The organism is Bradyrhizobium sp. Leo114, from assembly GCF_055229415.2.
Genome location: NZ_JBUYEN020000006.1, coordinates 210962 through 234230 on the forward strand (window position 1 = coordinate 210962; position 23269 = coordinate 234230).

Below are 23269 nucleotides of genomic sequence, written 5' to 3' on the forward strand. Positions count from 1 at the left end.
GCGATTGATAGACGGGGCAACCTCGCATGACGCATTCCAACGCGACCGATCATAACGAGGCCTTCGCGACGCACAGTGCGCATTGGGGAGCGTTTTCGGCGCGCTGGGATGGTCAGGATGTCGCGATCCTGCCTTACGGCGGCGATCCTGCGCCATCGCCGATCCTCGGCAACTTCAAAGGTGCCTTGCGCCACAAGGCGCGTATCCTCAAGCCGATGGTCCGCCGCAACTGGCTCGAGCATGGGCCAGGCCCGCAGCGGCGCGAAATCGGCGACGATTTCGTCGAATGCGGGTGGGACACCGCGCTCGATCTGCTCGCCGGCGAGCTCGCGCGCGTTCGCGACAATTTCGGCCCGCGCGCAATCTATGGAGGCTCGTACGGCTGGGCCAGCGCGGGACGTTTTCATCACGCCCAGAGCTAGATCCATCGTTTTCTCAACTTGGTGTGCGGCGGCTATGTGCGTTCGGTCAACAGCTATAGCGCCGGCGCGTCGTCAGTGATTCTGCCGCATGTGATGGGGCCGTTCGAGGCGCTGTCGCGCCGTAATGTCACCTGGGATCAGGTGCGCACCCACACCGATGTCGTGCTCGCGTTTGGCGGCATGCCGATCAAGAACTCGATGATCGCCAGCGGCGGGCTGAGCCGGCACGTCGAGCCCGACGCCATGCGCGAGGCGGTCAAGCGAGGCACGCGGTTCATCTCGATCAGCCCGTTGCGCGACGATTTCCCGCCCGAGGCCAGGGCCGAGTGGATTCCGATTCATCCGGGCACCGACGTTGCCGTGATGCTCGCGACGGCGCACACCTTGCTCGCGGAAAATCTTTGCGACCGTGCGTTTGTCGACCGCTACACGACCGGCTTCGACGTGTTCGAGCGCTATCTTCGCGGTGCCCGCGACGGACAGCCCAAGCATGCCGATTGGGCTGCCGCAATCAGCGGAATTGCGGCCGACACGATCAGGGATATCGCGCGCTCCCTTGTGCATGGCCGCAGCCTCATTGCCGTGGCCCATGCGCTGCAGCGGGCGCAATATGGCGAGCAGCCGGTGTGGGCCGCTGCAGTCCTTGCCGCAATGGTCGGTCAGATCGGTCTGCCCGGCGGCGGCTACAATTATGCGCTCGGTGCGATGGGGCACACCGGCCGTCGGGTCAACGCCGTGCCGATTCCGACGATGCCGCAAGGCAGCAACCCGGTTCGCGAATTCATTCCAGTGGCGCGGATTTCCGACATGCTGCTGAATCCGGGGGCGCCATTCGCGTATAATGGCGGCGAACTGCATTATCCCGACATCAAGCTCGTCTATTGGGCGGGCGGCAACCCGTTCCATCATCATCAGGATATTCATCGTCTGCGTCAGGCATTCGCGCGCCCCGATACGATCGTGGTCCATGAACTCGCCTGGACCGCGATGGCACGGTCCGCCGACATTGTGCTGCCTGCGACGATGACGCTGGAGCGCGATGATATCGGCGCGGCGGCGACCGATCCGCGATTGATCGCGATGCGCAAGGTTGCGCCGCCCATCGGCGAAGCACGTGACGACTTCGCAATTCTCTGCGATCTCGCCGAGCGGCTTGGCGGCGCGAGAGTCTTTGCCGAGGGACGCGATGCCGCGCAGTGGATGCGCCATCTCTATGAGCCGACGCGGCGCGCCCTGGCCGAGCGCGGCTGGGAGGCGCCTGATTTCGAGGAGTTTTGGGATCGCGGCGAACTGGCGCTTCCGTCGGAGCCGGACGACGGAGGCATCCTGCGTCGTTTTCGAACGACACCGGAGGCAAATCCGCTGCCGACGCCCAGCGGCAAGATCGAGATATTCTCCAAGGCGATCGCCGGCTACGGCTATGACGATTGCCCGGGCCACTCGACCTGGCTCGCCTCGACCGAGCAGCCGGACGCGACGGCGCCATTGTGGCTGGTTGCCAATCAGCCGGCGACGCGACTTCATGGCCAGCTCGATTTCGGTGGCTACAGCCAGTCCCGGAAGATCGAGGGCAGGGAAGTCGCGCGGATGCATCCGGACGACGCCGCGCCGCGCGGGATCGTCGACGGCGATATCATCAGGATCTTTAATGCGCGCGGCGCCTGCCTCGCGGCGGTTAAGGTGACCGACGACGTCATGCGGGGCGTCGTCAATTTGCCGACTGGCGCCTGGTACGATCCCGCCCCTGATGGCGCGGAGAATCCGCTTTGCCTCCATGGCAATCCCAACGTGCTGACGCGCGACGTCGGCACGTCACGGCTGGCTCAAGGCTGCTGCGGGCAAATCACTGTCGTCGATTGCGAGAAGTTCATCGGAACGGCTCCGGCCGTCCGAGCCTATGAGCCGCCGATTCCTGTGAAATCTCACTCGCGATAGTGGCGATGATCGCGGAATGATCGCAAATTGTTGCTTCAAACGCGGCTATAGACGCTCGTCGGGTGGCGCGATTTCGGTGACGAGGTCTCTTATCAGCGCTTTCTTCGGCAGCGGCGCCAGCGTCATGACGCCCTGTTTGAGGCGCACCGTGCAGGCGTAGTCGACTGTGCCGTCAATGAGCATCATGCACTCCTTGCACGCGTTGGCGTTGATGCAGGAGTACCGATAGGCGAGGGTAGGGTCGATCAGTCGACGTACCATGCGAAGGCCATCGAGCACGGATTGGCCTGGCTCGAACGTGACGTCGAACTCTTCGAACCGCGGCGTTTCCCCGGCGTTGCCGCGCCGAATGCGCAGAGTTGTGTTCATGCCACGGGCCTTCCATTGGCCGGCGCGATCCTGCGCAGGCTGATATCGCCTTGTGACAGGCTGATGGTCTGGTTGACGCACCAGTTCTCCGACAGCCTCGGTTGGTCTTCCCGTTGATGCGCGCCGCGGCTTTCGCTGCGCGCCAGCGCAGCTTCGGTGACCGACCGCGCCACCAGCAGCATGTTCCGAAGGTCCAGCCAGTCAGTCATCATCGTGTCGAACGGCGCCCCGGTCGAAAGCGGAACATTGCCGATCTCCTGGCTAAGCTGCAGGATCGAGGAGAGTGCCGAGCGAAGCTTGGCTTCTGTTCGGAAAGGACCAACCTTGTCGGCCATCGCCGTCTGCAACCCGGCAATCGCGGCCGCAGGATTGGGCGCATCTCGTCTTGTTGCGCTGCGCAGCAGATCAAGCACGGGGCGAACCGCCTCTGCTGACCAGGACAGGCTTTGTGCCTTGGCTCGTTCCGCGGCGTTGCGACCGGCGCGCGCGCCAAAGACCAGCGCTTCGGTAATCGCATTGCCGGACAGCCGGTTGGCGCCATTGGCGCCGCCCACGACCTCGCCGCCGGCATAAAGTCCCGGTATGCGCGTCTGCAGCGTCTCGTCGACCCGAACCCCGCCCATCGTGTAGTGGGCGATCGGCGCGACCTCGACGTCCTGTCGAGCGAGGTCGATACCGTTGGCAAGAAGACGATCCACGACGGGTCCGAATGCGCGGCGTATCTCCGCCTCGGGTACGTGCCGGAAGCTGAGATAGGCGCCGCCCGCCGGGCTGCCGCGACCGGCCTCGACCTCCTTGGTGATCGCATAGGTCGCGAGATCGCGAGTCAGCACGTAACGACCGTCACTGCGGGAATCCTGGCTCGCATAGGCCGTTTCGAATTCCCGGCGTTCAGAGTTGAGCAGCCTGCCGCCCAGCTTGTAGCGGAACGGATCCCACATGATCGGATCCATGCCGATCAGACGCGGTGCCAGATGGCCAATCGGGAAGAATTGAACGAACTCCATGTCGATCAACTCCGCCCCGGCGCGCAAGGCCAGCGCATAGCCATCGCCGGCCATGTTGGCGGAGGCGCTGTTGCGGCGATAGAGGCCGGTAAGGCCGCCAGTTGCGATGATTACGGCTTTCGCGGCGAGTGTCACCGCGCGACCGGTCGGCAGGTGCAACGCGACTGCCCCGCAGGCCTCGCCGTCCTGTATGGCGATATCGACGATCACGAGATCGCCGATCAAGCGCACATCGCTCGCACTTTTCAGTCGGGTCCGCAGTGTCCTGGAGACCGCGGGACCCGTCGAGAGAAAATCGACATAGGCGCAGCGGGGACGGTCATGGCCTGGCGCCTGAGCCTGCTTGATGTGGCCGTCCTCCCGCGCCCAGCCCACCTTCCAGTCGTCCATCTCGCGCAGCCGCCGCGGCCCGTCCTCGCAAAGCAGCGCGGCGAGGCGCTCGTCACACAGTCCGCGGCCTGCCGCGAGCGTATCCGCCAGATGGTACTCCCAGTGATCGGGCGTCTGCTCGCCAAGCGCAGCCGCCACCGTCATTTGCGCCATCACCGTTGCGCCGCCGCGACCAATCAGGCTGCGATCGGCGAGAATCACGGACGCACCGGCACGCACAGCTTCCAGCGCCGCGTACATGCCGGCGCCGCCGGCACCGATCACGAGTACGTCGGTCTCAAGATGCGCCGGGCTCAAGTTATGGGCTGAATTCAACCCGGTCCTCCCAAGAAGGCATCCGAGACCGCGGGATCTTCGATCATCTTCTGCGCCGGCCCCGATGCCACCACGCGACCGGTCTCGAGCACGTACGCCCGGTCCGCCACCTTCAACGTCTGACGCGCCTTTTGCTCAACCAATAGCACAGATAGCCCTTCAGCGCGGGTCTCGGCAATGACGCCAAAGAGGTAAGCCGTGGCTTGGGGCGCAAGGCCGAGCGACGGTTCGTCCAGCAGCAACAGGCGTGGTTTCGACAATAGCGCGCGCGCCGTTGCTAGCAATTGCTGTTCGCCACCGCTGAGCAGGCTCGCCGCGTTGTGACGCCGCTGCCCGAGGATCGGAAAGCGCTCCTGCATGCGCTTGAGGTCCGCGATCGCCTGGCTCTTGTCCGCGCGGGTATAGATCCCCATCGCGAGGTTTTCCTCGACCGTCATGCGTCCGAGGATGCCGCGCCCTTCGGGCACCAGCACGACGCCGCGGCGAACGTTGCGTTCGGCATCATTCGGCCTCAGCTTTTGGTCCTTGTAGATGATCTCGCCCTGGAACGGCAGGAGGCCCGCGATCGCCCGGGCGATCGTGCTCTTGCCCGCGCCATTGGCACCGAGCAACGCGACGATCTCACCTTCAGCGACGTCGATGTCCACGCCGCGCACCGCGGTGATGGCGCCATACCGAACCTGCAGTCCACGAGCCGAGAGTATCATTCGTCCTTACCGAGATAGGCGTCGAGGACGCGAGGATTCGTCCGGACTTCGGTTGGCGCGCCTTCCGCGATCAGCACGCCGAAATCGAGCACATAGAGATAATCGCACAACCGCATCACGAAGTTCATGTCGTGCTCGATGAGAAGGATCGTCAATCCGGTTGCGCGAAGCTTCAGCATCAGTTGCCGGATCTCTTCCGCCTCGTCATGGTTCATGCCGGCCACGGGTTCGTCGAGCAGCAACAGCTTCGGCCGCGCGGTGAGGGCACGCGCCATCTCCACCCGGCGCTGCATTCCATAAGGCAGCGATTTGGCAGGGCGGTCGCGCAAGTTGGTCAAGCCGAAGAACTCCATCACCTCCACCGCGCGCACCTGCGCGGCGGGGTCGCCCCAGCCGATCGGCAGCAGCCGGCGCCACCAGGACTCGCGGTGCGGCTGCGCCACGAGCAGATGCTCCCAGACCGTCATGCTGGGGAAGAGGCGGATATTCTGGAAGGTTCGCGCAATGCCTTCGCGCGCGATTTGGTGGGGAGGCAGCCCATTCAGCGCCGTGCCATTCAGGCGAACCGTGCCGGAATCGGCGCGATAGGCCCCGGTGATGACGTTGAACAGTGTCGTCTTTCCGGCGCCGTTGGGACCGATGATGCCGACGATCTTGCCCTCAGGCACGCCGCTGGTCACGGCGGACAGCGCATGGATGCCGCCGAAGCTCTTTGTGACCTCGCTGAGTTGAAGAAGCGGCGCGCTCATGATGCCGCCTTCCTGAACGTGAGCCCACGCAGCAGCGTGCGGTCGACGATGCCCTGGCGGCGCACCAGGAGCACCAGGATCAGCAGCGTGCCGAAGGCGGCGAGGCGCCAGTCCGCGATCCGCCGCAGGAATTCGGGCAGGAAGACCAGCAATATCGCGCCGATCAGCGAGCCCAGCCCGAGCGTGGAGCCGCCGAGGATGGTCGCGAGCACGAAGTCGATCGAGCGCTCGAAGCCGAAATTGGCGGGTTCGATATAGACGTGATGGTGCGCGAACAGCCCACCGGAGATCGCAGCAACAGCCGCGCCGATCCCGAATGCGCCCACCTTGATCGCCACGGTGTCTAGGCCGACCAGCCCCGCCGCGGTTTCGTCGTCATGCACGGCCTGCATTTCGAGCCATACGCGCGAACGCTCGACGAGGATCAATACGACAAGGATGCCGCCGGCCCATGCCCAGATATACCCGACCGAAATGTGCGCCATGCCGTGAAAGCCGCCGGACCCACCCATGGCAGGGAAGTTGATGAAGAAGCTGCGCATCATCTCGCCGAAGCCGAGCGTGGCCATCGCAAGATAGATGCCTTTCAGCCGAAGGGCGGGGAAGCCCACGATCACGCCGATGACGCCAGCTGCGATCGCCGAGACGATCAGCGCCGGCGTGAGCGGCATGCCGAGTTCGACGGTGAGGTAGGAGCTCAGATAGGCGCCGATCGCCATGAAGGCCGCGTTGCCGAGCGACAATTGGCCGGTGGCGAGGATGATGTAAACGCTGAGCGCGCCGAGCAGCAGGATGCCGGCTTCAGCGAACAGGCTGGCATAATAGGTCGACATCACACGCGCTGGCCCTGGTCGGAACGCGCGCCGCCGAGCAGACCTTGTGGGCGCAGCAAAAGGATCAGAATCATGAAGCCGTACACGACGAAGTCGCGGACCTGCGAGCCGCCATAAGCCACCGTGAGCACCTCGACCACGCCGATCAGGGGACCTGCGAGCAGCGCGCCCCAGATGTTGGTGGTGCCGCCGATCACCATCACAGCGACCGCCTTCAGCCCGATTTCGACGCCAAGGTATGGCGTGATAGCGCCGTAATGCAGCGCGATCAGGACGCCGGCAACGCCGGCAAGCGCGCCTGACAGGGCGAAGGCAAACAAGGTCAACCGGTCCGCCGAGACGCCGAGCAGGCGCGACACTTCGCGGTTTTCGGCGACCGCCCGCAGCGCCCGGCCAACGGTGGTTCGCTGCACGGTGTAGGCGATCAGCGTCACCAGCACGATGGTGGCGCCGACAACGATGAGCTGCATCTGGCCGATATTGACCGGGCCGAGCGTATACTGCCGCCCCAGATACTCATCAGGCAGTTGCAGCGGGTCGGAGCCCCAGAAATTTGTCGCGACGTTCTGCAGGATGATCGAGAAGCCGAGCGTGCTCAGCATCGGCGTGACGACAGGAGTACCCCGCAACGGCTGATAGCCAATCCTCTCGATCACCATGGCGGCAATGGCCGCGCCCGCCATGCCGCCGAGCACGGCGACGGGAAGGGGAAAGTTTGCGGCGATCAGCGTGAATCCGAAATAGCCGCCGATCATGAAGAGTTCGGCGATCGCCAGATTGAGGATGCCGAGAATTCCCATCACGATGGAGAACGACAGCGCCAGCAGCGTGTAGATCGCTCCTAGCGTGAGGCCGTTCACGAGTTGCTGCCACAGCATGAATGTTCAGTCGGTCGGATGTTGAAGAGAGGGGCCGGGCGAACCCGGCCACCGAATGACTGCCGGGTCGATCAGCAGCCGGCGTGGTTGGGCGCGGAGCTGCAGCCGCGGACCTTGGTGTCCCACGCGCCGTTCTGACCCTGCAGCACGTAAAACGCCTTGATCGCATCGCCGTCGTCGTTGAAGCCAATCGGTCCGCCGAGGCCCTGGAAGCCCTCCAGCTTGGCAAGATGGTCGCGGATCTTGGCGCGGTCGGCCTCGACGTCTGCGGGCTTGCCGGTCACACCGGACTTCTTGATCGCATCGATATACATGCTGACGATCTCATAGATGTTGGCGTCATACATGCTCGGTTCGATCTCGGCCGGCAAACCGCTCTCCTTGCGCAGCAGCGGCTGCAGATTGGCGACGAACCTCTCGGCCGCTTCGCCTTTCATGGTGGCGAAGAAGGTCGCCGGCGCAATGATCGGAATTTCCGGCGCGGCCTTGAGGATCGCCGACGAAATCAACTGGGTGGCGCCGACGACCGGCTTGATCAGGCCCTGGCGCTTCATCTCGCGCAGCACGGTGATGGCCTGGCTATAGTCCGCGCTGACGACCACACCGTCCGGGTTCAGCGACTTCAGCTTGGTGACCTGGGCACTGACGTCGAGATCGCCGGTGTTGAAGGACAGCCGGTCGGATTCATTGACGATGGCGATCTCGTTCGCCTTCAGCGCGGCGGGCATGATCGCCTTGCCGACGGTCGCTGCGGTGGCGTCCTTGGCATCGAAGATGATGCCGACGGTCTTGATGTTGAACGCCTTCTTGAAATAGGGCACCGTCGTCTTGGCGAGCACGCCTTCGTCGATGGTGTTGCGGAACGCCCACGGGCGGTTCAGCTTGGCTACTCCAGGCTTCGAGGAAGCCTGCGAGGTTGCGACCACCTTCATCTCGTTGGCGACCGGAAACGTCACTTCGGCGGCGCTGCTGGTCAGCGGGCCTGCGACTGCGAGAACCTTTTCGTCGCCCGCCAGTTTGCGCAGCGAGCTCGCCGCCTGGGCCGGCTTGGCGCCGTCGTCGAGAATGGTGATCTTCAACTTGGCGCCGTTTATGCCGCCGGCATCGTTGGTCTGCTTCTCCAGCATCTTCAGCGTGACGCTGTTGCTGCGGCCCCATTCGGCGAATGGGCCGCTGCTCGGCACGACCGCGCCAAGCGCGATCTCCGGGGCTTGCGCCAATGCGCTGCCCGCGCTCAGCGAGATCACGGCGAGGGTGCCTAGCAGCCGCGACGGGTTCAATATGACCTTCAACATCGACTTCTTTCCGTTGCTATTAACCATGGCTGCCTGCAGCAGCCGATCTCGGAAGGGTGCAATGCACGCGGCGTGCCAGTGGCCCCGCGCGTAGCTAATGCTCCAACAGATTTGGCTCTTTGACAAACGAAAATTTCGCAGCTTTGTAGATTAGTTCTCTTTGGAAGCTATTTTTTTCGGCACTGCGGTGAAGTTTGCGGCAACCTGTCACGCCTTGCCGGTCTTCCGCGGCTTGGACGAGGATTTACGCGATGGCGAGGCCATCGGCTGGACGTTGGTTTCGGCCAGGTATCGCTGCAGCGCGATAGCGCGGTCGCTCGACTCCACCAGGCGCTGCACCAGGTCGAGCAACATCTCGAACTCCCGCGCGCTCAGGCAGCCAAATTCCACGTCGTTGATCTGCATTTGCGTCGGCGCCAGCCGCTCGAGCAATTCGACGCCCCGCGACGTGACGCTGAGCGAGAGCCGTCGGCGGTCACCCTGATGCGCAGCCTTTTCGATCAAGCCCTTGCTTTCCAGCTTGTTGGTCACGGTGGTGACGAAGGCGCCACTGAGATGGAGGTGGTCGGCGACGGTCTTGACGTGGACGTCGCCTTGCGCCGCCAGATGCCGGATCGCGATCAGCGTGGTGTATTCGATCCCGGGAAGACCGATGACGGCGGCATGGCCATCGCGCAGTGTTTGATGCCGGGCCAGAAATCCGAACAGGCTGTGCACCAGTTTGCGAAACTGCTGGTCGGAGCCGTCTACGAGCAGTTCAGGGCGGGAGGTTGTGAGCGCAGTGCGATGGGCGATGCGTCCGGCGCCGGGTTTGGTGGTGATGGCGCGCGCTGCTGTCTTGGCCAAGGGATCATCTCATTGATTGGGTTCGTCGGAAGATTGAACGGTCCCAATGGCAATTGCAATGCTTGTCATTGCAATGCTTGTGCCCGGAGGGGCACAGCGTTGATTGCCGCCTTGACATTCAGCCCATAATAGCTTCGGATATTAGCTATCTAATCCTGCATCGGGCTGGCACGAGGTGCCATTTGTTCGATGTTTTTTGGGGGATCGCGATGGACGAGGCATCATCCGGGGCGGCTGTGGGCGGTTTGGTCAAGAACGGCGCCGAGCACGTCGCAAGCGTGCGGGACGGCAGGGCGGTTTTTCTCGACGGCGAGCGCGTCGCCGATGTATCGACCCATCCTGCCTATCGTCATGCCGTCGAATCGGCCGGTGTGCTGTACGATTATCAGGCGCATCCCGACAATCTGCAGCGGATGACCTTTGACGTCGGCGGCGGCCGGCGCATCAGCCGGGCCTGGCAGCTCCCCAGGAGCTATGAGGATCTGGTCGAGCGCCGGAAGGCGCTGGTGGAGTGGGCCGAATTGTCCTGCGGCTACCTCGGCCGATCGCCGGACCACGTCGCGTCTTCGATGTCCGGCATGATGATGGGCATCGAGGTTTTCGAAAATTATGACCCGAAGCGCGCCCAGGCGTTTCGCGACTGGTTCGGCTACGCCCGCAAGAGCGACCTGTTCATGACCTACGTCATCAACAACGTGCAGGGCGACCGCTCCAAGGCGTTCGGCAGCCAGGGCAAGGGCGCCGAGGACATGGTGGCCCGCATCGTCGACGAGGACGCTTCCGGCATCACCATTCGCGGCGCCAAGCTGTTTGCCACCAGTGCGATCATGGCCAATGAGCTGTTTGTCGGCTCCGGCCAACCGCTCCGGCCGGGTGAGGAGCATCTGGCATTTTCCTGTGCGCTGCCGATGGGCACCAAGGGATTGAAAATGCTGTCGCGGAAGTCGTTCGAGGCGCACGCGGTCAGCGAGTACGACAATCCGCTGGCCTATCGCTACGACGAGAACGACGCCCTGGTGTTCTTCGACGACGTCAAGGTGCCGTGGGAGCGCGTTTTCCTGCTGCGCAACACCGACATGTGCCGGGCACAGCTTCACGATACGCCGGCGCATATCTATCAGAACTATCAGGCGCAGATCCGGCTTTCGGTCAAGCTCCGGTTTCTGGTCGGCCTGGCGCGCGGCATCGCGCAGACCATCGGCACCATCAATTTCCCGCCGGTGGTCGATACGCTCGGCAAGCTCGCATCGCAGGCGGCGCTGATCGAGGGCATGGTGTTCGGCATGGAAGCCGGCGGCGCCATGCGCGGCGAATATTTCCTGCCCAACAAGCATCTGCTTTATGCGGCGCAGGTCCAGTCGCAGGAAATGTACCCGCAGATCATCAGCACCATCCGTGAACTGGCCGGTGGGGCGCTGTTGATGCTGCCGTCATCGGTGCGGGATTTCGCCAATCCGGAATTGGCCGACATCATCTCGCTGACGCAGATCTCGCCGGCGATGAGCGGCGAGCAGCGGGTCAAGATGCTGAAAATGACCTGGGATGCGGTCGGCTCGGAATTCGCCTCGCGTCATCTGCAATACGAGATGTTCTACGCCGGTGCGCAGTTCGTCACCCGCGGCCACAGCTATCGCACCTATGACTGGGATCGCGCCTCGGGCCTTGCCGACCGGTTGGCGAGCAAGTACCGGTTGCCGGATTTCGAGAATTAGAAGCGTTTTCGAGCGAAGCATGCCCTCGGACTTGATCCGAGGGTGGATCCCGGTTCGCATAGCAATCAAGTTTACGCAGATTGCGTAGACTTATCTGCGCAGAAAACGCGTCGGGTCTAATGCGCGGCGCCTGAGAAGTCGCGGGGCAGGCGGTTTTCCGCGACGCGCACGTTGCGGATGCCCGCCGGCGTGTTGCGGCTGCGACCCACGAAGCGCGGAATGCCCGCCGTCAATACGGCGGATACCGCGGGGACGTCGCCGTTGCGCAAGGCCGACAAGGCGTCGTCCTGCGAGCCGCCGGCGCAGGCATCGATCAGGAGCACGTCGGCTTCCTTGCCGGGTTGCAGCAGGCCGGTGTTGAGCCGATAGACGCGCGCATTGTTGCCGGTGGCCGCGGCGATCGCCTGTTCCGGCGGCATGCCGCCGAGACTTGCCAGGTGGCTGATCGTGTAGAACATGCCGAGCGGCATGATGCCGCTTCCGGTCGGCGTATCGGTGGCGATCAACAGCCGCTCCGGCTGCCCCGCTTCGTCGAGCAGTTTGGCGGTCAGGAGCGCGGTGCGCAGATTGCCCGCGGTGCAAAGCTGCAAGGCAATGGTGCTCTCGTTGACCAGCCGGGCAAAGCCCGCCTCCGGCATCGCCACCGGACCGCCATTGACGTGAAAGGACACGGTCGGATTGGACGCCAGCACATGCTCGGCCCAGATCCCTGACGAGCCGGGGATCGAGGAGCCGCCGGTGTGCATGGTGGTCACCATGCCCAATCGTCGCGCCGCCTGCATCAGCGGTGCATAGTCGAAAGGCGTGGCAAAGGCGCCGAACCCTGCCTTGGCGAGCCAGATGCCGGCCCCTGCGAGTTCCTCAAGATCACCCTCGGTGAGGCCGGGCTCGAGAATGACCGAGCCGGCGTGAACCCGCACGCCGCCGGGACGATAATCCAGGAAGCATGCCCGCGCCGCCAGCGCCAACGCCTTGACGCCGGCCGCATCCTTCGGTCGGCCAGGCACATGCACTTCCGATGCGGTGATCGCCGTCGTCGTGCCGCCGTGCAGATAGCTTTCGAGATAGCCGACGACGCGCTGGCGCGGCGTGTAATCGCCGAAGGTGATGTGCACGTGGCTGTCGATCAGCCCGGGCACCGCCGTCGTTCCCGCGGCATCAATCACCACATCGCAAGCTGCGACCGCGTCAGCGGAAAGCGTTCCGATCTCGACGATCCTGCCATCATTGATCAAGATGCCGTCGCCCTTGGCAAAGGGAGCGGCAAGGTCGCCCGTCACGATGGTGCCGATGTTGACGATCGCGGTGCGCATGGAGAGTCCTGTCGCTGGGGTTAGTGTAGTCCGTCCTCGCCGACGATGGCGTCAGCGGACAGGCCTCCAACGCGGGCGTTGAGTCGGCCGCGATTGGCGAGGCAGATGATCAGCGCGATTTCGTCGGCGGCCGGCGCGTCGGTCGGCAGCGTCACCGAGACGCCGTCGTAGTGTGAGCGGACGTAAAGGGCGTCCTTATGGGCCAACGGAACGTCGATCAGGCACCCTGGCGCCGCGAGTTTCGTGAAGGAGGGGATCCAGGCCTTGGCGCCGCCGACGGCCTCCCGCAGCGGCGTCGCAAAGGTGGTGGTCAGCAAGGCGTTGGCGTGCTCGAGTTCGCCGCCGAGGCCGACGACCCCGCCCTTGCCATAGCTTTCGGCCTTGTGCGGCCCGAGCGCTTCGAGCGCCAGCTTGGCCAGCACTGCTCCAATCTCCGCGCTGGCAGCGGTCCCTTCGGACAGGTCTTCGACGTAGCGGCCGGCGTAGGGGTTCTGGATGATCGCGACCGCGGCGACACGGCGCAGCGGCCTCGCGTGGCGCTGGCCAGCCTCGATCTCCTTATGATCGGTGAAACAGAGCAGGCGCCTGACATCGAGTTTCATTTGATGAGTCTCTCCCAAACCAGCTGCTGCAAATCCTGCCGCATCAAATACGTTTGGGCAATAGCTTAGTTGCGAAGCAAGAACGCGGCAGGCGCCAATCTGACGTGGATAACGGGCCACAAGAACTGGGGGCAATCAGGAAGCCTCACGATCCCACAACGCCCGCTGGCGGCCGCGTAACCTATTCTCGATCAGGTGTGTCGCCTCGTCCGCGGCATAGACCATGCCGGACATCAGCTTGCGCATTTTCCGGAAGTCGGTTGCCGACAACCCGCGAAACAGGATGTCATTGACCGGACGCTGCACCGCCGCCAACTCGCTGAGCAAGGCTCGGCCCTTCGGGCTCACTGTCAGGATGACCCTCCGCCGATCCACCGAATCGACGTGCTTGTGGACAAGGCCCCTGGCAGCGAGCTTGTTGATCTCGATTGTGGCGAAGGCGCTGCTGAAATGCAGATGTTCGGCGATCTGGTTCACTCCAATCTTCCTGTTCTCGCCGCTCAGATGTGCGACCGCAATCAGCACCGTATACTGCGTTCCGGACAGACCGAGCACCGCGCCGAGTTGGCTCCGTACCCCCTGCAATCTTGTAAAAAAGGCGAGCGCATCGTGAATGAAGTGCCGAAAGGCCCAGTCGGACCCATCCATCATCAAATGCGGGATCGAGACCGTTGGCTCAATTCCAGGCTTTTGTGCCTTCCGATTGGTCTTGGCTGTCCGTGATCTTGTCTTGCTCGGCATGAATTCCTCGCTGTTGCGCCGCGATATGTCGTCTGGCACAAGCACGAACAGCTTGCGTTGCTGCCGCAAAGATCGGCATCGGCTTGCTTGACAGCGGTCTTTTTACCTCGATAATATAGCTTTGTTATAAAGCTAATTATGGTCTTGTGACTCCTGATGACCGCAACCACAGATCTCGATGCGCGTGCCTTCCGCCGGGCGTTGGGGCAGTTTGCCACCGGGGTTGCCGTGATCACCGCGCAGGCTGCCGACGGAAGTGCGATCGGGCTGACCATGAGCTCGTTCAATTCCGTCTCGGTCGATCCGCCACTGATCCTGTTCTCGATCGACCGCAAGGCCTTCAGCCTGACCGCGATGACGGAGGCCAAGGGTTATGCCGTGAACATCCTGGGGCACGATCAGGAGCATCTGTCGAACCAATTCGCTCGGGCGCTCGGCGATAAATGGACTGCGGTGGAGCACACGATCGGCCATATGTCGGCGCCGCTGATCGCCGGCGCGCTGGCGCATTTCGAATGCGTGCCTTACGCGCAGTATGACGGAGGTGACCATGTGATCTTCGTCGGGAGGGTCGTGCGGTTTTCCGCCCATCCTCCCAAAGAACCGCTTATATTCTTTCGCGGGGCCTATCGCAGCCTTGCCGGAACCGAAAGCAGCCCGGAATGGCCGCTTCCAATGCACTACTAGTAAATCCATCCAGGAGATCTCGAGGCCTTCATGATCAAGACTGGCGCACAGCACATTGCGAGCCTACGCGACGGACGCGAAGTTTATCTTGATGGCGAGCTGGTGACCGATGTCACCACGCATCCGGCGTTTCGCGGCGCCGTGGCTTCGGTCGGTCGGATGTTCGACTTCCAAAGCGCGCCGGAAAATCGCGAGCTCATGACGTTTGAGACCGACACCGGCACCCGCGCCAATCGCATTTGGGAGTTGCCGGGCAGCTATGAGGCGCTGGTCAGGCGCCGGCGCGGGCTGGAAGCGTGGACAGAGCTGCATGCCGGCTTCATGGGGCGAGCGCCGGACCATGTCGCCTCGTGCATTGCGGGCATGTATATGGGGCTCGAGGTCTTCGAGGCCTATGACAAGGAGCGCGCCAAGGCGCTTGCGGATTATTACCGCTACGCGCGCGACAACGATCTCTATCTGACCTACGTCATCATCAATCCGCAGGCCGATCGCTCGAAGAGCGCCGCCGGGCAGGCCGATCCCTACCTGACCGCGGGCATCGTGTCGCGCGATGCTGACGGCATCGTTGTGCGCGGCGCCAAGATGCTGGCGACCGGCGGGATCATGGCCAATGAGGTGTTCGTCACCTGCATCCAGCCGTTGCAGCCGGGCGATGAAAAGTACGCGATCTCCTTTGCGATCCCGATGAACACCAAGGGGCTCAAGATCCTCTCGCGCAAATCCTACGAGGCGGGGGCCGGGGCGGTGTTCGACAGCCCGCTGGCGAGCCGCTTCGACGAGAACGATGCGGTTCTGTATTTCGATGACGTCAAGGTGCCCTGGAACAGGGTGTTCATCGTCGATGACATCGCGATGTGCCAGAAGCAGTTCCACGTCACGCCGGCGCATGTCTACCAGAACTACCAGGCCATGATCCGGCTCTCGATCAAGTTGCGCTTCCTTGCGGGAATCGCGCACCGTATCGCGGAAACCAATGGCATCATCGGTTTCCCGCAGGTCAAGGAGACGCTCGGCCAGCTCGCCGCCGAGGTCAGCATGGTGGAAGCGTTCATGGTCGCGATGGAGACCAAGGGCCAGCAGCGCGGCGTTTACTTTGTGCCGGATCGGCAGATGCTCTACGGGGCGCAGACCATGACGCAGCAGCTCTATGCCAAGATCATCAACGCGCTGCGCGAGCTTGCCGGCGGCGGCATGATCATGCTGCCGTCCTCCGTGAAGGATTTCGACAATCCGGATCTGGCCAAGCTGATCGGCAAGACCCAGCAGTCGCCGGCCGCCGGCGCCGTGGACAAGGTGAAGTTCTACAAGCTCGCCTGGGATGCGGTCGGATCGGAATTCGCCTCGCGGCATGCGCAATATGAGATGTTCTATGCCGGTGCGACCTTCGTCACCAAGGGGCATGCCTTCCGCACCTATGACTGGCAGAAGTCGGCGGCGTTGCTCGACAAGATGCTGTCGAGCTACGATCTGACGGACGAATTGACCAACGGCCAAAAACCGGCTTCATCGTCCCGAGCGGTCGCCTAAACTTCAGAAAGTCGAAAAATGGCAATCAACAAGCTTCACGACGAGTTTCGCGCCATCGATATGTCCAGCGGGTGGGAGACGCCCCCGGGCTATCCGGCCGGTATCCAGCAGAAAATCCTCTCGGGCGCCCTGGATGAAGTGAACAAGCGCGGCAGCCGCACCCGGCTGCTTCGGTTCGAGCCGGGCGTTTACACGACCAAGCCGTTCGTGCACGAATATTGGGAAGAGGTGTTCCTGTTTTCGGGCGACCTGATCGTCGGTAATGACGAGCAGGGCAATGGCGGCGAGTCGTTCAAGCCGAATACCTATGCATGCCGCCCGCCGGGCGTCTATCATGGACCGTTCAAGTCGGTGACCGGCTGCCTTCTGATGGAGATTCACTATTTCGATCCCGCCTGAGGGCGAGCCGAGGCGTCTGATCGTCGGCATCACCGGAGCATCGGGCGCCATTTATGGCGTCCGGCTGCTGCGACTGTTGAAGTCGATGCCGATCGAGACTCATCTGGTGATGAGCCGTTCGGCAAAGATCACGCTGACCCAGGAACTGGACGTCAAGGTTTCGGACGTAACGGCCTTGGCGGATGTCGTCCACCAGGTCGACAACATCGGCGCCTCGATCTCCAGCGGCTCGTTCAAGACGCTCGGGATGGTGATCGCGCCGTGCTCGATGCGGAGCCTTGCCGAGATCGCCAGTGGTGTGACGTCATCGCTGGTGACGCGAGCGGCGGACGTGGTGTTGAAAGAGCGGCGCCGGCTCGTGCTGATGGTGCGCGAGGCGCCACTGCATCTCGGCCACCTCAGGTCGATGGTGGCCGCGACCGAAATCGGCGCCATCGTCTACCCGCCGGTGCCCGCGTTCTACGCGCGTCCGGAAAGCCTCGATCAGATGGTTGATCATACGCTCGGCCGCGTCCTCGACCTCTTTGATATCTCGACTGACGTGGTCAGTCGTTGGCGGGGGCTTGCGCCTGCCGATGCCAAGGAACCGCGTTGAGCGGCGCGGCGTCAGGGGAAGAGAACGGCGCCACGGCCGGCGCGAGCCAGGCAATCGATGCGGAAAGCTGGGCGTTTGCGCTGGAGCTTTATGCCGAGCCGGGCATCGCCGATGCCTGCCTTGCATTACAGAACGAATGCGGCGTCGACGTCATGGTGTTGTTGATGGCGACATTCGCCGCCGTCCGCCGTGGGATTGCGCTGACGCCGTTCGATGTCGCCGCGATGGACGCGGCATGCCGCGACTGGCGCGAGCAGGTCGTGCTTCCGCTGCGCGCGCTCCGCACGACGTTGAAGTCGGGACCAGCGCCGGCGCCTAACGAGCAGACCGAGAAATTGCGATCGAGCATCAAGGCGGCCGAACTGTCCGCCGAACGGTTGCAGAATGAAGCGCTCGCGCAATGGCTTGCGAAGCTGCCGGCGCGGTCGCGTGCACTGCAGCGTAAGGACATCATCACCGCATTGCGAGCCGTGATTGATTTTGCGCTGCAAGAGCGCCAAGGCGAGCCGAGTGCGGCGCAGCTCTCGCTGATCGACGCGATTGTCGATCGAGCGCTTGGACGTTCCAACTAAGTCTGCGCGCACGGCGCGCACATCTTCAGCACGGCGTGCCTAGCAAGCAGGCTTGACTAGCTTTATTGCTTAGCTATTCTTGTTTAGTAATTTAGATGGGATCGATCTTGCAGCCTGAAGTTCTCGATACGCGTTTCCGTTCGGCGCTGGCCCGTCTGGCGCAACGTGGCCGCATCCTCACCTATGAAAAGCCGGTCGATCCGCACCTCGAGCTCGCCGCGATGTTGAAGAAGCACGACGGCAAGCAGGTCCTGCTGTTTCCGTCGGTCAAGGGCGCGGACGTTCCAGTCGTCGGCAATCTCCTGAGTTCGAGAGAAAACTGCGAAGCGGGTTTCGAGCTGGATTTCAGGGGCATCCGCGGTCTCGTGCAGCGCGCCCTCGGTGGTCCGCTGAAGCCCGAGCTCGTGAAAGAAGTTCCTGTTCAGGAAGTGGTGCTCCGCACCGGCTTTGATATTACGAAGATCATACCCGCGTTGTATCACGCACCGGGCGATGCGGGCCGCTACATCACCGCCGGCATCGTGGTGGTGAAGGATCCGGTCACTGGCATCTACAACGCCTCCTACCATCGCCTGCAGCTCTTGGGGCCGGACCGCGTCGCGATCAAGCTCGACTTCGGTCGTCACTTGCGGCTGGCGTTCGAGCGCGCCAAGGAGCAGGGCAGGTCGCTGCCGGTCGCGGTCTGCATCGGCACCGACCTCGCGCTGCACTTTACCGCGGCGACTATGGGTTCGCAGATGCCGGAAAGCGCCGACGAGCTTGCCGTCGCGGGCGGGCTCGCGGGCCGTCCGCTCACGGTCGGTAAGGCAGTGTCGCAAGACATCCTGGTGCCGGCGGAGAGCGAGTTTGTCCTCGAAGGTGAGATCCTCGCCGACGAGGTCGCTCCCGAGGGGCCATTCGGCGAGTTCGTCGGCTTCGCCGCGCCGGCGGCCGACGCGCCGGTCCTGAAGATCACCGCGGTCACGCATCGGCTGCGTCCGATCTACCACGTCATCAACGGCTTCGGACGCGAGACCATCATCCTGCGGAAATATGTACTCGAAGCCAGCCTTTTGAAAGTGCTGCAGTCGGCGATTCCAATCGTGACTGACGTCGAGATGACGTCAGGCGGTCTGCATCGCTTCCACGCGGTGATCCAGGTCCACAAGCAGAGCCGTCAGCACAACGGGCTTCAGCGCAACGCGATCTTGGCCGCATTCGGTGCGTTGAAGGATCTCGATCTCATCACCGTGGTCGACCACGATATCGACATCCGCGATCCCATCGACGTGGAATATGCGGTGGCGACGCGGATGGAAGCGTCCGCCGACCTGTTCATGATCCCTGGTGCGCGCGGCCACGAATATGTGCGCGTCAGCAAAGAGGGCGTGCGTACCAAGCTCGGCATCGACGCCACGGTGCCGTTCGAGGATCAGGACAAGTTCCGGCGGGTCGAATTCGCGCCGACGCCGGTAGAGCTCAGTGAATTCACCGCGGGCGAGGCGGTCGCCAGGAACGCTCTCGGCCTTGCGGGATCGAACATCACCTGAACCATCTTCACTCAATAGATCACAGGGGGAAACGAAAGATGATGCGAATTGCGGCGGCCATTCTGTCGGCAGGCATGGCATTGAGCGCCACGGCGGCATCGGCGCAGGAGTGGCCGAGCAAAACCATCAAGCTGGTCGTGCCTTATGCGCCCGGCGGCTACACCGATTCAGTCGCGCGCATCACCGCGCGATATCTCGAGAAGGAATTGGGACAGACGGTGATCGTCGACAATCGCGCCGGCGGCGGCGGCATTGTCGGCTCCGACCTCGTGGCGAAGTCGCCGGGCGACGGTTACACGCTCTGCATCTGCAGCGTCGGCGCCATTTCGGTCGCTCCGGTCGCGCAAACGACATCGTACGATCCGGTGAAGAGTTTCAAGCCGGTCAGTGTCGTCAGCACGATTCCGCAGACCGTGATCGTCAACCCGTCGCTCCCGATCAACACGATGCAGGATCTCGTTGCCTACGCGAAAGCCAACCCCGGCAAGCTGAGCTATGGATCCAGCGGGGCCGGCGGCCTGATGCATTACTCGGTGCAATTGTTCGATGCGCGGAACGGCACCAAGATGACCCACGTTCCGTTCAAGGGCGGTTCGCCCGCCACGGCTGCTGTAGTGTCGGGCGAGGTCAATTTGTCATTCACCAACATGACCGATGCGTTGCCGCAGATGGAAGCCAACAAGGTGCGCGCGCTGGCGGTGACCTCGGCCAAGCGCAACGAGTTCGCGCCGCAATTGCCGACGGTATCTGAAACGGTGACGCCGGGCTACAGCGTCGAGTCATGGAACGGCCTGATGGCGCCGGCCAGCACGCCGGACCCGATCATCGCCAAACTGTCGGACGTGCTAAAGAAGATGGCGGCGGACCCCGAGGTCAAGAAGAGCATGGCGGTGGTCGGCGCCTCGACCGTGTTCACCACGCCTGACGAATACAAGGCGCAGATCGCAGCTGAAGTCGAACAGTGGCGGGAGCTCCTCAAGGAAATCGCCGAGAAGAAGAACTGACTGGCCTCGGGATAGGTCAGCGGGAGGCAATATCAGCATGAGGTCATCTGCCGGACGCGGCAACAATACCGACTTCTATTCCGGCTTGCTGCTGATCGCGGTTGCGATCGTGGCACTGCTTTATATTCGAACGCTTTCAGTTGGCTCCGTCCTGGAGATGGGGCCGGGCTACTTCCCGCTCGGGCTTGCGCTCGTTCTGCTCGGCATGGGGCTTTGCCTCGCCGTCAAGGGGCTGCTCGCCGAAGGCAGTCCGATTGGATCGTTCCATCTGCGGCCGTTGATCTGCATCCTGCTGTCGTTCACGGCTTTCGGCGTGCTGGTCGAGCGTGCCGGGTTGATCATCGCGATCCTCGCGCAGGTGGCCATTGCGCATTTTGCCTCCGTCGAGACGCGTTGGCGGCAGAGCCTCGTGAGCGGCGTGCTGCTCGCGGCGGCCTCGGCCGTGATCTTTGTGTGGCTTCTCAAGATTCCGGTGGACCTCTTGCCATGACCGATATCTTCGCCCAGCTTGGTCATGGCTTCGCCGTCGCCGCGACGCCGATAAATCTCTTCTTCTGCCTGGTCGGTGCCATCTGCGGCACGTTGATCGGTGTGTTGCCGGGCCTTGGTCCGGTCGCCACGATCTCGCTGTTGCTGCCGGCGACCTATGCGCTCAGTCCGGTCTCCGCGATCATCATGCTGGCCGGCATCTACTACGGCGCGCAGTATGGGGGGTCGACGACGGCGATCCTGGTCAACATTCCCGGCGAATCCACCTCCGTGGTCACCGCCATCGACGGCTACAAGATGGCCCAGCAGGGCAGGGCGAGCGAGGCGCTCGCGATTGCGGCCATCGGCTCCTTCATCGCGGGATGCATCGGCACCGTCGTCATCGCGCTGCTTGGACCGCCGCTCGCCTTGATGACGCAGCAGTTCGCCTCGCCGGACTATTTCTCGCTGATGGTGCTCGGGCTCGTTTCGGCCGTGGTGCTCGCCAACGGCTCCGCGTTTCGCGCCATCGCGATGATCTTTCTCGGCCTGCTGCTCGGCATGGTCGGCATGGACCTCAACACCGGCGAAGCCCGCATGACCTTCGGCCTAGTTGAACTGTCCGACGGCATCAATTTCGTCGCGCTCGTCATGGGGCTGTTCGGCGTCGCCGAGGTGATCTCCAATCTCGAAGGGGCGTCGGTCCGCATCGTCAACAAGATGCGGATCGGTACCATCTGGCCGTCGTTCAGCGCATTGCGAGGGGCATGGGGCGCGGTTCTGCGCGGCACCGCGCTCGGCACGCTGTTCGGCATCCTGCCGGGCGGTGGCGCGACCATCGCGTCGTTCTCCGCCTACGCCCTCGAGAAGCGCGTCGCCAAGGATCGGTCACGGTTCGGCAATGGCGCCATTGAAGGCGTGGCGGGGCCGGAAAGTGCCAACAACGCTGCGGCGCAGACTTCGTTCGTGCCGCTGCTGACGATGGGCATCCCGACCAGCGCCACCATGGCGTTGATGGTTGGTGCGTTGACGCTGCACGGCATCGCGCCCGGACCGATGATCATCTCCCGGCAGCCAGACCTGTTCTGGGGCCTGATCGCCAGCATGTTCCTCGGCAACGCAATGCTGGTGATTATCAATCTGCCGATGATCGGGATCTGGGTTCGTTTGCTCGCGGTTCCCTACCGGCTGCTTTATCTGGTCATCGTCGTCGTCTGCGCCATCGGCGTTTACTCGGTGAACAATTCGAGCTTTGACGTTTACATGACGGTCGGCTTTTCCCTGCTGGGTTACGTCCTGCGCAAGCTCGACGCCGAGCCGGCGCCATTGTTGATGGGCTTTGTGCTCGGACCCATGGTCGAGGAGAACTTTCGGCGCAGCCTGATCACCTCGCATGGCGATCCCATGGTCTTCCTGCAGCGGCCGATAAGTCTCGCGCTGCTCCTGATCTCGGCAGCCTTGCTGATCTCGATCATGATGCCGACGGTGCGGCAGCGCCGCGTCGAAGTCTTCCAGGAGTGAGCGGCCAGCAAGGCGCCGTAACGCAATCAGGAACGAGCGCGTGAACAAGCATGATCCGGAGCAACCGGCCGGTCCGGTAACGGCTTTGCGCAGCGGCGGCCAGCTATTGGTCTCCGCATTGCGCGTCAATGGCATCGACCGAATGTTCGGCGTGCCCGGCGAGAGCGCGCTGCCGATTTTCGATTCGCTGCTGGATGCAGGCATCCACTTCGTCACCTGCCGTCATGAGGCCACGGCTTCGCACATGGCGGAAGCGGACGGCAAGATTTCCGGACATCCCGGCGTTTGCGTCGTCAGCCGTGGCCCCGGCGCGATGCACGCCGCGATCGGGTTGCACACCGCCTGGCAGGATTCGACGCCGATGATCCTGATCATCGGACAGGTGCCGCGCAGCCACCGCGGTCGCGAGGCGTTCCAGGAGATCAACTACGTCAGAACGTTCGACGACATGACGAAGTGGGTCGGCGAGGTCCAGTCACCGGACCAGATTCCCGAGTTCGTCAATCGTGCCGTCCACATCGCGATGCAGGGACGCCCCGGCCCGGTGGTGCTGTCGCTTCCCGAAGACGTCCTGAGTAGCACGAGCGATGTCGCCGATGCGCTCCCTGCGCAGATTGCCCAGACCGCGCCGTCAGATCAGCAAATAGCGCAGGTCGGCGAACTGCTCGGTCGTGCCCGGAAGCCGCTCGTCATCGTCGGCAATCTCGGCTGGACGCCGGAGGCGGCTAAGCAATTCGACGCGTTCGTTGTGCGCAACGATCTGCCGGTCGTTGCAGGCTTCCGGTCGCAGGATGTGCTCGACAATCGAAGCCCGCACTATGTCGGCGATCTCAGTCTCGGCTGCAGCAAG

The 23269-nt window shown here is 63.2% G+C and carries 21 protein-coding genes and 2 pseudogenes; 12 read left to right on the top strand and 11 right to left on the bottom strand.

From position 1 onward, the window contains the following. The first annotated feature begins 26 nt into the window (after positions 1-26). A pseudogene (locus tag ACZIRK_RS09840) lies at positions 27-2357 on the top strand (molybdopterin guanine dinucleotide-containing S/N-oxide reductase). A gap of 45 nt (positions 2358-2402) precedes the next feature. On the opposite strand, the gene ACZIRK_RS09845 reads toward ACZIRK_RS09840, so the two are convergent. The 8 genes from ACZIRK_RS09845 to ACZIRK_RS09880 all read right to left on the bottom strand — a co-directional run bounded on the left by ACZIRK_RS09845 (position 2403) and on the right by ACZIRK_RS09880 (position 9746). Continuing rightward, the gene (locus ACZIRK_RS09845) at positions 2403-2726 is read right to left on the bottom strand and encodes a 2Fe-2S iron-sulfur cluster-binding protein (RefSeq protein ID WP_028162040.1); all 324 of its coding nucleotides are present in this window, start codon (positions 2724-2726) and stop codon (positions 2403-2405) included. Next, a complete protein-coding gene (locus ACZIRK_RS09850) occupies positions 2723-4438 on the bottom strand; it encodes an FAD-binding protein (protein WP_463327286.1) in 1716 nt (571 codons plus the stop codon). The genes ACZIRK_RS09845 and ACZIRK_RS09850 overlap by 4 nt, the downstream gene beginning before the upstream one ends. Continuing rightward, positions 4435-5145: an ABC transporter ATP-binding protein gene (locus ACZIRK_RS09855; RefSeq protein WP_463327287.1), complete on the bottom strand. Its 711-nt coding sequence runs from the start codon at positions 5143-5145 to the stop codon at positions 4435-4437. The genes ACZIRK_RS09850 and ACZIRK_RS09855 overlap by 4 nt, the downstream gene beginning before the upstream one ends. After that, on the bottom strand, positions 5142-5894 hold the full coding sequence (locus ACZIRK_RS09860) for an ABC transporter ATP-binding protein (protein WP_463327288.1): 753 nt from the start codon (positions 5892-5894) through the stop codon (positions 5142-5144). Before ACZIRK_RS09860 ends, ACZIRK_RS09855 begins: the two co-directional genes overlap by 4 nt. Then, the gene (locus ACZIRK_RS09865) at positions 5891-6727 is read right to left on the bottom strand and encodes a branched-chain amino acid ABC transporter permease (protein WP_463327289.1); all 837 of its coding nucleotides are present in this window, start codon (positions 6725-6727) and stop codon (positions 5891-5893) included. The genes ACZIRK_RS09860 and ACZIRK_RS09865 overlap by 4 nt, the downstream gene beginning before the upstream one ends. Continuing rightward, positions 6727-7605: a branched-chain amino acid ABC transporter permease gene (locus ACZIRK_RS09870; protein WP_028162045.1), complete on the bottom strand. Its 879-nt coding sequence runs from the start codon at positions 7603-7605 to the stop codon at positions 6727-6729. The genes ACZIRK_RS09865 and ACZIRK_RS09870 overlap by 1 nt, the downstream gene beginning before the upstream one ends. A gap of 71 nt (positions 7606-7676) precedes the next feature. Beyond that, positions 7677-8900, bottom strand: a complete 1224-nt coding sequence (locus ACZIRK_RS09875) for an ABC transporter substrate-binding protein (RefSeq protein WP_474417767.1) — start codon at positions 8898-8900, stop codon at positions 7677-7679. 207 nt (positions 8901-9107) lie between these two features. After that, the gene (locus tag ACZIRK_RS09880; protein ID WP_456641127.1) at positions 9108-9746 is read right to left on the bottom strand and encodes a MarR family winged helix-turn-helix transcriptional regulator; all 639 of its coding nucleotides are present in this window, start codon (positions 9744-9746) and stop codon (positions 9108-9110) included. Positions 9747-9955: 209 nt separating this feature from the next. Here ACZIRK_RS09880 and ACZIRK_RS09885 point away from each other — a divergent pair, with 209 nt between their 5' ends. After that, complete coding sequence (locus ACZIRK_RS09885; RefSeq protein ID WP_463327291.1) at positions 9956-11458, top strand: 4-hydroxyphenylacetate 3-hydroxylase family protein; 1503 nt, start codon at positions 9956-9958, stop codon at positions 11456-11458. Between the two features lie 116 nt (positions 11459-11574). Here the strand turns inward: ACZIRK_RS09885 and ACZIRK_RS09890 are convergent, their stop codons facing one another. From ACZIRK_RS09890 to ACZIRK_RS09900, 3 genes are all read right to left on the bottom strand, one after another. Continuing rightward, positions 11575-12771, bottom strand: coding sequence for an amidohydrolase family protein (locus ACZIRK_RS09890; RefSeq protein ID WP_463327292.1), 1197 nt, complete (start codon positions 12769-12771; stop codon positions 11575-11577). A gap of 20 nt (positions 12772-12791) precedes the next feature. Then, on the bottom strand, positions 12792-13373 hold the full coding sequence (locus ACZIRK_RS09895; protein WP_463327293.1) for an amino acid synthesis family protein: 582 nt from the start codon (positions 13371-13373) through the stop codon (positions 12792-12794). Between the two features lie 135 nt (positions 13374-13508). Further along, positions 13509-14114 (bottom strand): MarR family winged helix-turn-helix transcriptional regulator, encoded by a 606-nt coding sequence (locus ACZIRK_RS09900; RefSeq protein ID WP_463327294.1) that lies wholly within the window; start codon positions 14112-14114, stop codon positions 13509-13511. Positions 14115-14270: 156 nt separating this feature from the next. Between ACZIRK_RS09900 and ACZIRK_RS09905 the strand changes: the two genes are divergently transcribed. The 10 genes and pseudogenes from ACZIRK_RS09905 to ACZIRK_RS09950 all read left to right on the top strand — a co-directional run. Beyond that, on the top strand, positions 14271-14801 hold the full coding sequence (locus tag ACZIRK_RS09905; protein WP_463327295.1) for a flavin reductase family protein: 531 nt from the start codon (positions 14271-14273) through the stop codon (positions 14799-14801). 30 nt (positions 14802-14831) lie between these two features. Beyond that, positions 14832-16331, top strand: a complete 1500-nt coding sequence (locus ACZIRK_RS09910) for a 4-hydroxyphenylacetate 3-hydroxylase family protein (protein ID WP_463327296.1) — start codon at positions 14832-14834, stop codon at positions 16329-16331. 18 nt (positions 16332-16349) lie between these two features. After that, positions 16350-16730, top strand: a complete 381-nt coding sequence (locus ACZIRK_RS09915) for a cupin domain-containing protein (protein WP_028162054.1) — start codon at positions 16350-16352, stop codon at positions 16728-16730. Next, complete coding sequence (locus ACZIRK_RS09920; RefSeq protein ID WP_463327329.1) at positions 16720-17325, top strand: UbiX family flavin prenyltransferase; 606 nt, start codon at positions 16720-16722, stop codon at positions 17323-17325. Before ACZIRK_RS09915 ends, ACZIRK_RS09920 begins: the two co-directional genes overlap by 11 nt. Continuing rightward, positions 17322-17897, top strand: a complete 576-nt coding sequence (locus ACZIRK_RS09925) for a TIGR02444 family protein (RefSeq protein WP_463327297.1) — start codon at positions 17322-17324, stop codon at positions 17895-17897. Before ACZIRK_RS09920 ends, ACZIRK_RS09925 begins: the two co-directional genes overlap by 4 nt. A gap of 107 nt (positions 17898-18004) precedes the next feature. Then, entirely contained in the window at positions 18005-19426 is a 1422-nt protein-coding gene (locus tag ACZIRK_RS09930) for a UbiD family decarboxylase (RefSeq protein ID WP_463327298.1), read from the top strand. 38 nt (positions 19427-19464) lie between these two features. Continuing rightward, positions 19465-20430: a Bug family tripartite tricarboxylate transporter substrate binding protein gene (locus ACZIRK_RS09935; protein WP_051396497.1), complete on the top strand. Its 966-nt coding sequence runs from the start codon at positions 19465-19467 to the stop codon at positions 20428-20430. A 37-nt stretch (positions 20431-20467) separates the two neighbouring features. Next, the gene (locus tag ACZIRK_RS09940) at positions 20468-20920 is read left to right on the top strand and encodes a tripartite tricarboxylate transporter TctB family protein (RefSeq protein WP_130224214.1); all 453 of its coding nucleotides are present in this window, start codon (positions 20468-20470) and stop codon (positions 20918-20920) included. After that, the gene (locus ACZIRK_RS09945) at positions 20917-22419 is read left to right on the top strand and encodes a tripartite tricarboxylate transporter permease (protein WP_463327299.1); all 1503 of its coding nucleotides are present in this window, start codon (positions 20917-20919) and stop codon (positions 22417-22419) included. Before ACZIRK_RS09940 ends, ACZIRK_RS09945 begins: the two co-directional genes overlap by 4 nt. A gap of 142 nt (positions 22420-22561) precedes the next feature. After that, positions 22562-23218: pseudogene (locus ACZIRK_RS09950) on the top strand (thiamine pyrophosphate-binding protein); the annotation flags it as partial. Between the last annotated feature and the right edge of the window lie 51 nt (positions 23219-23269).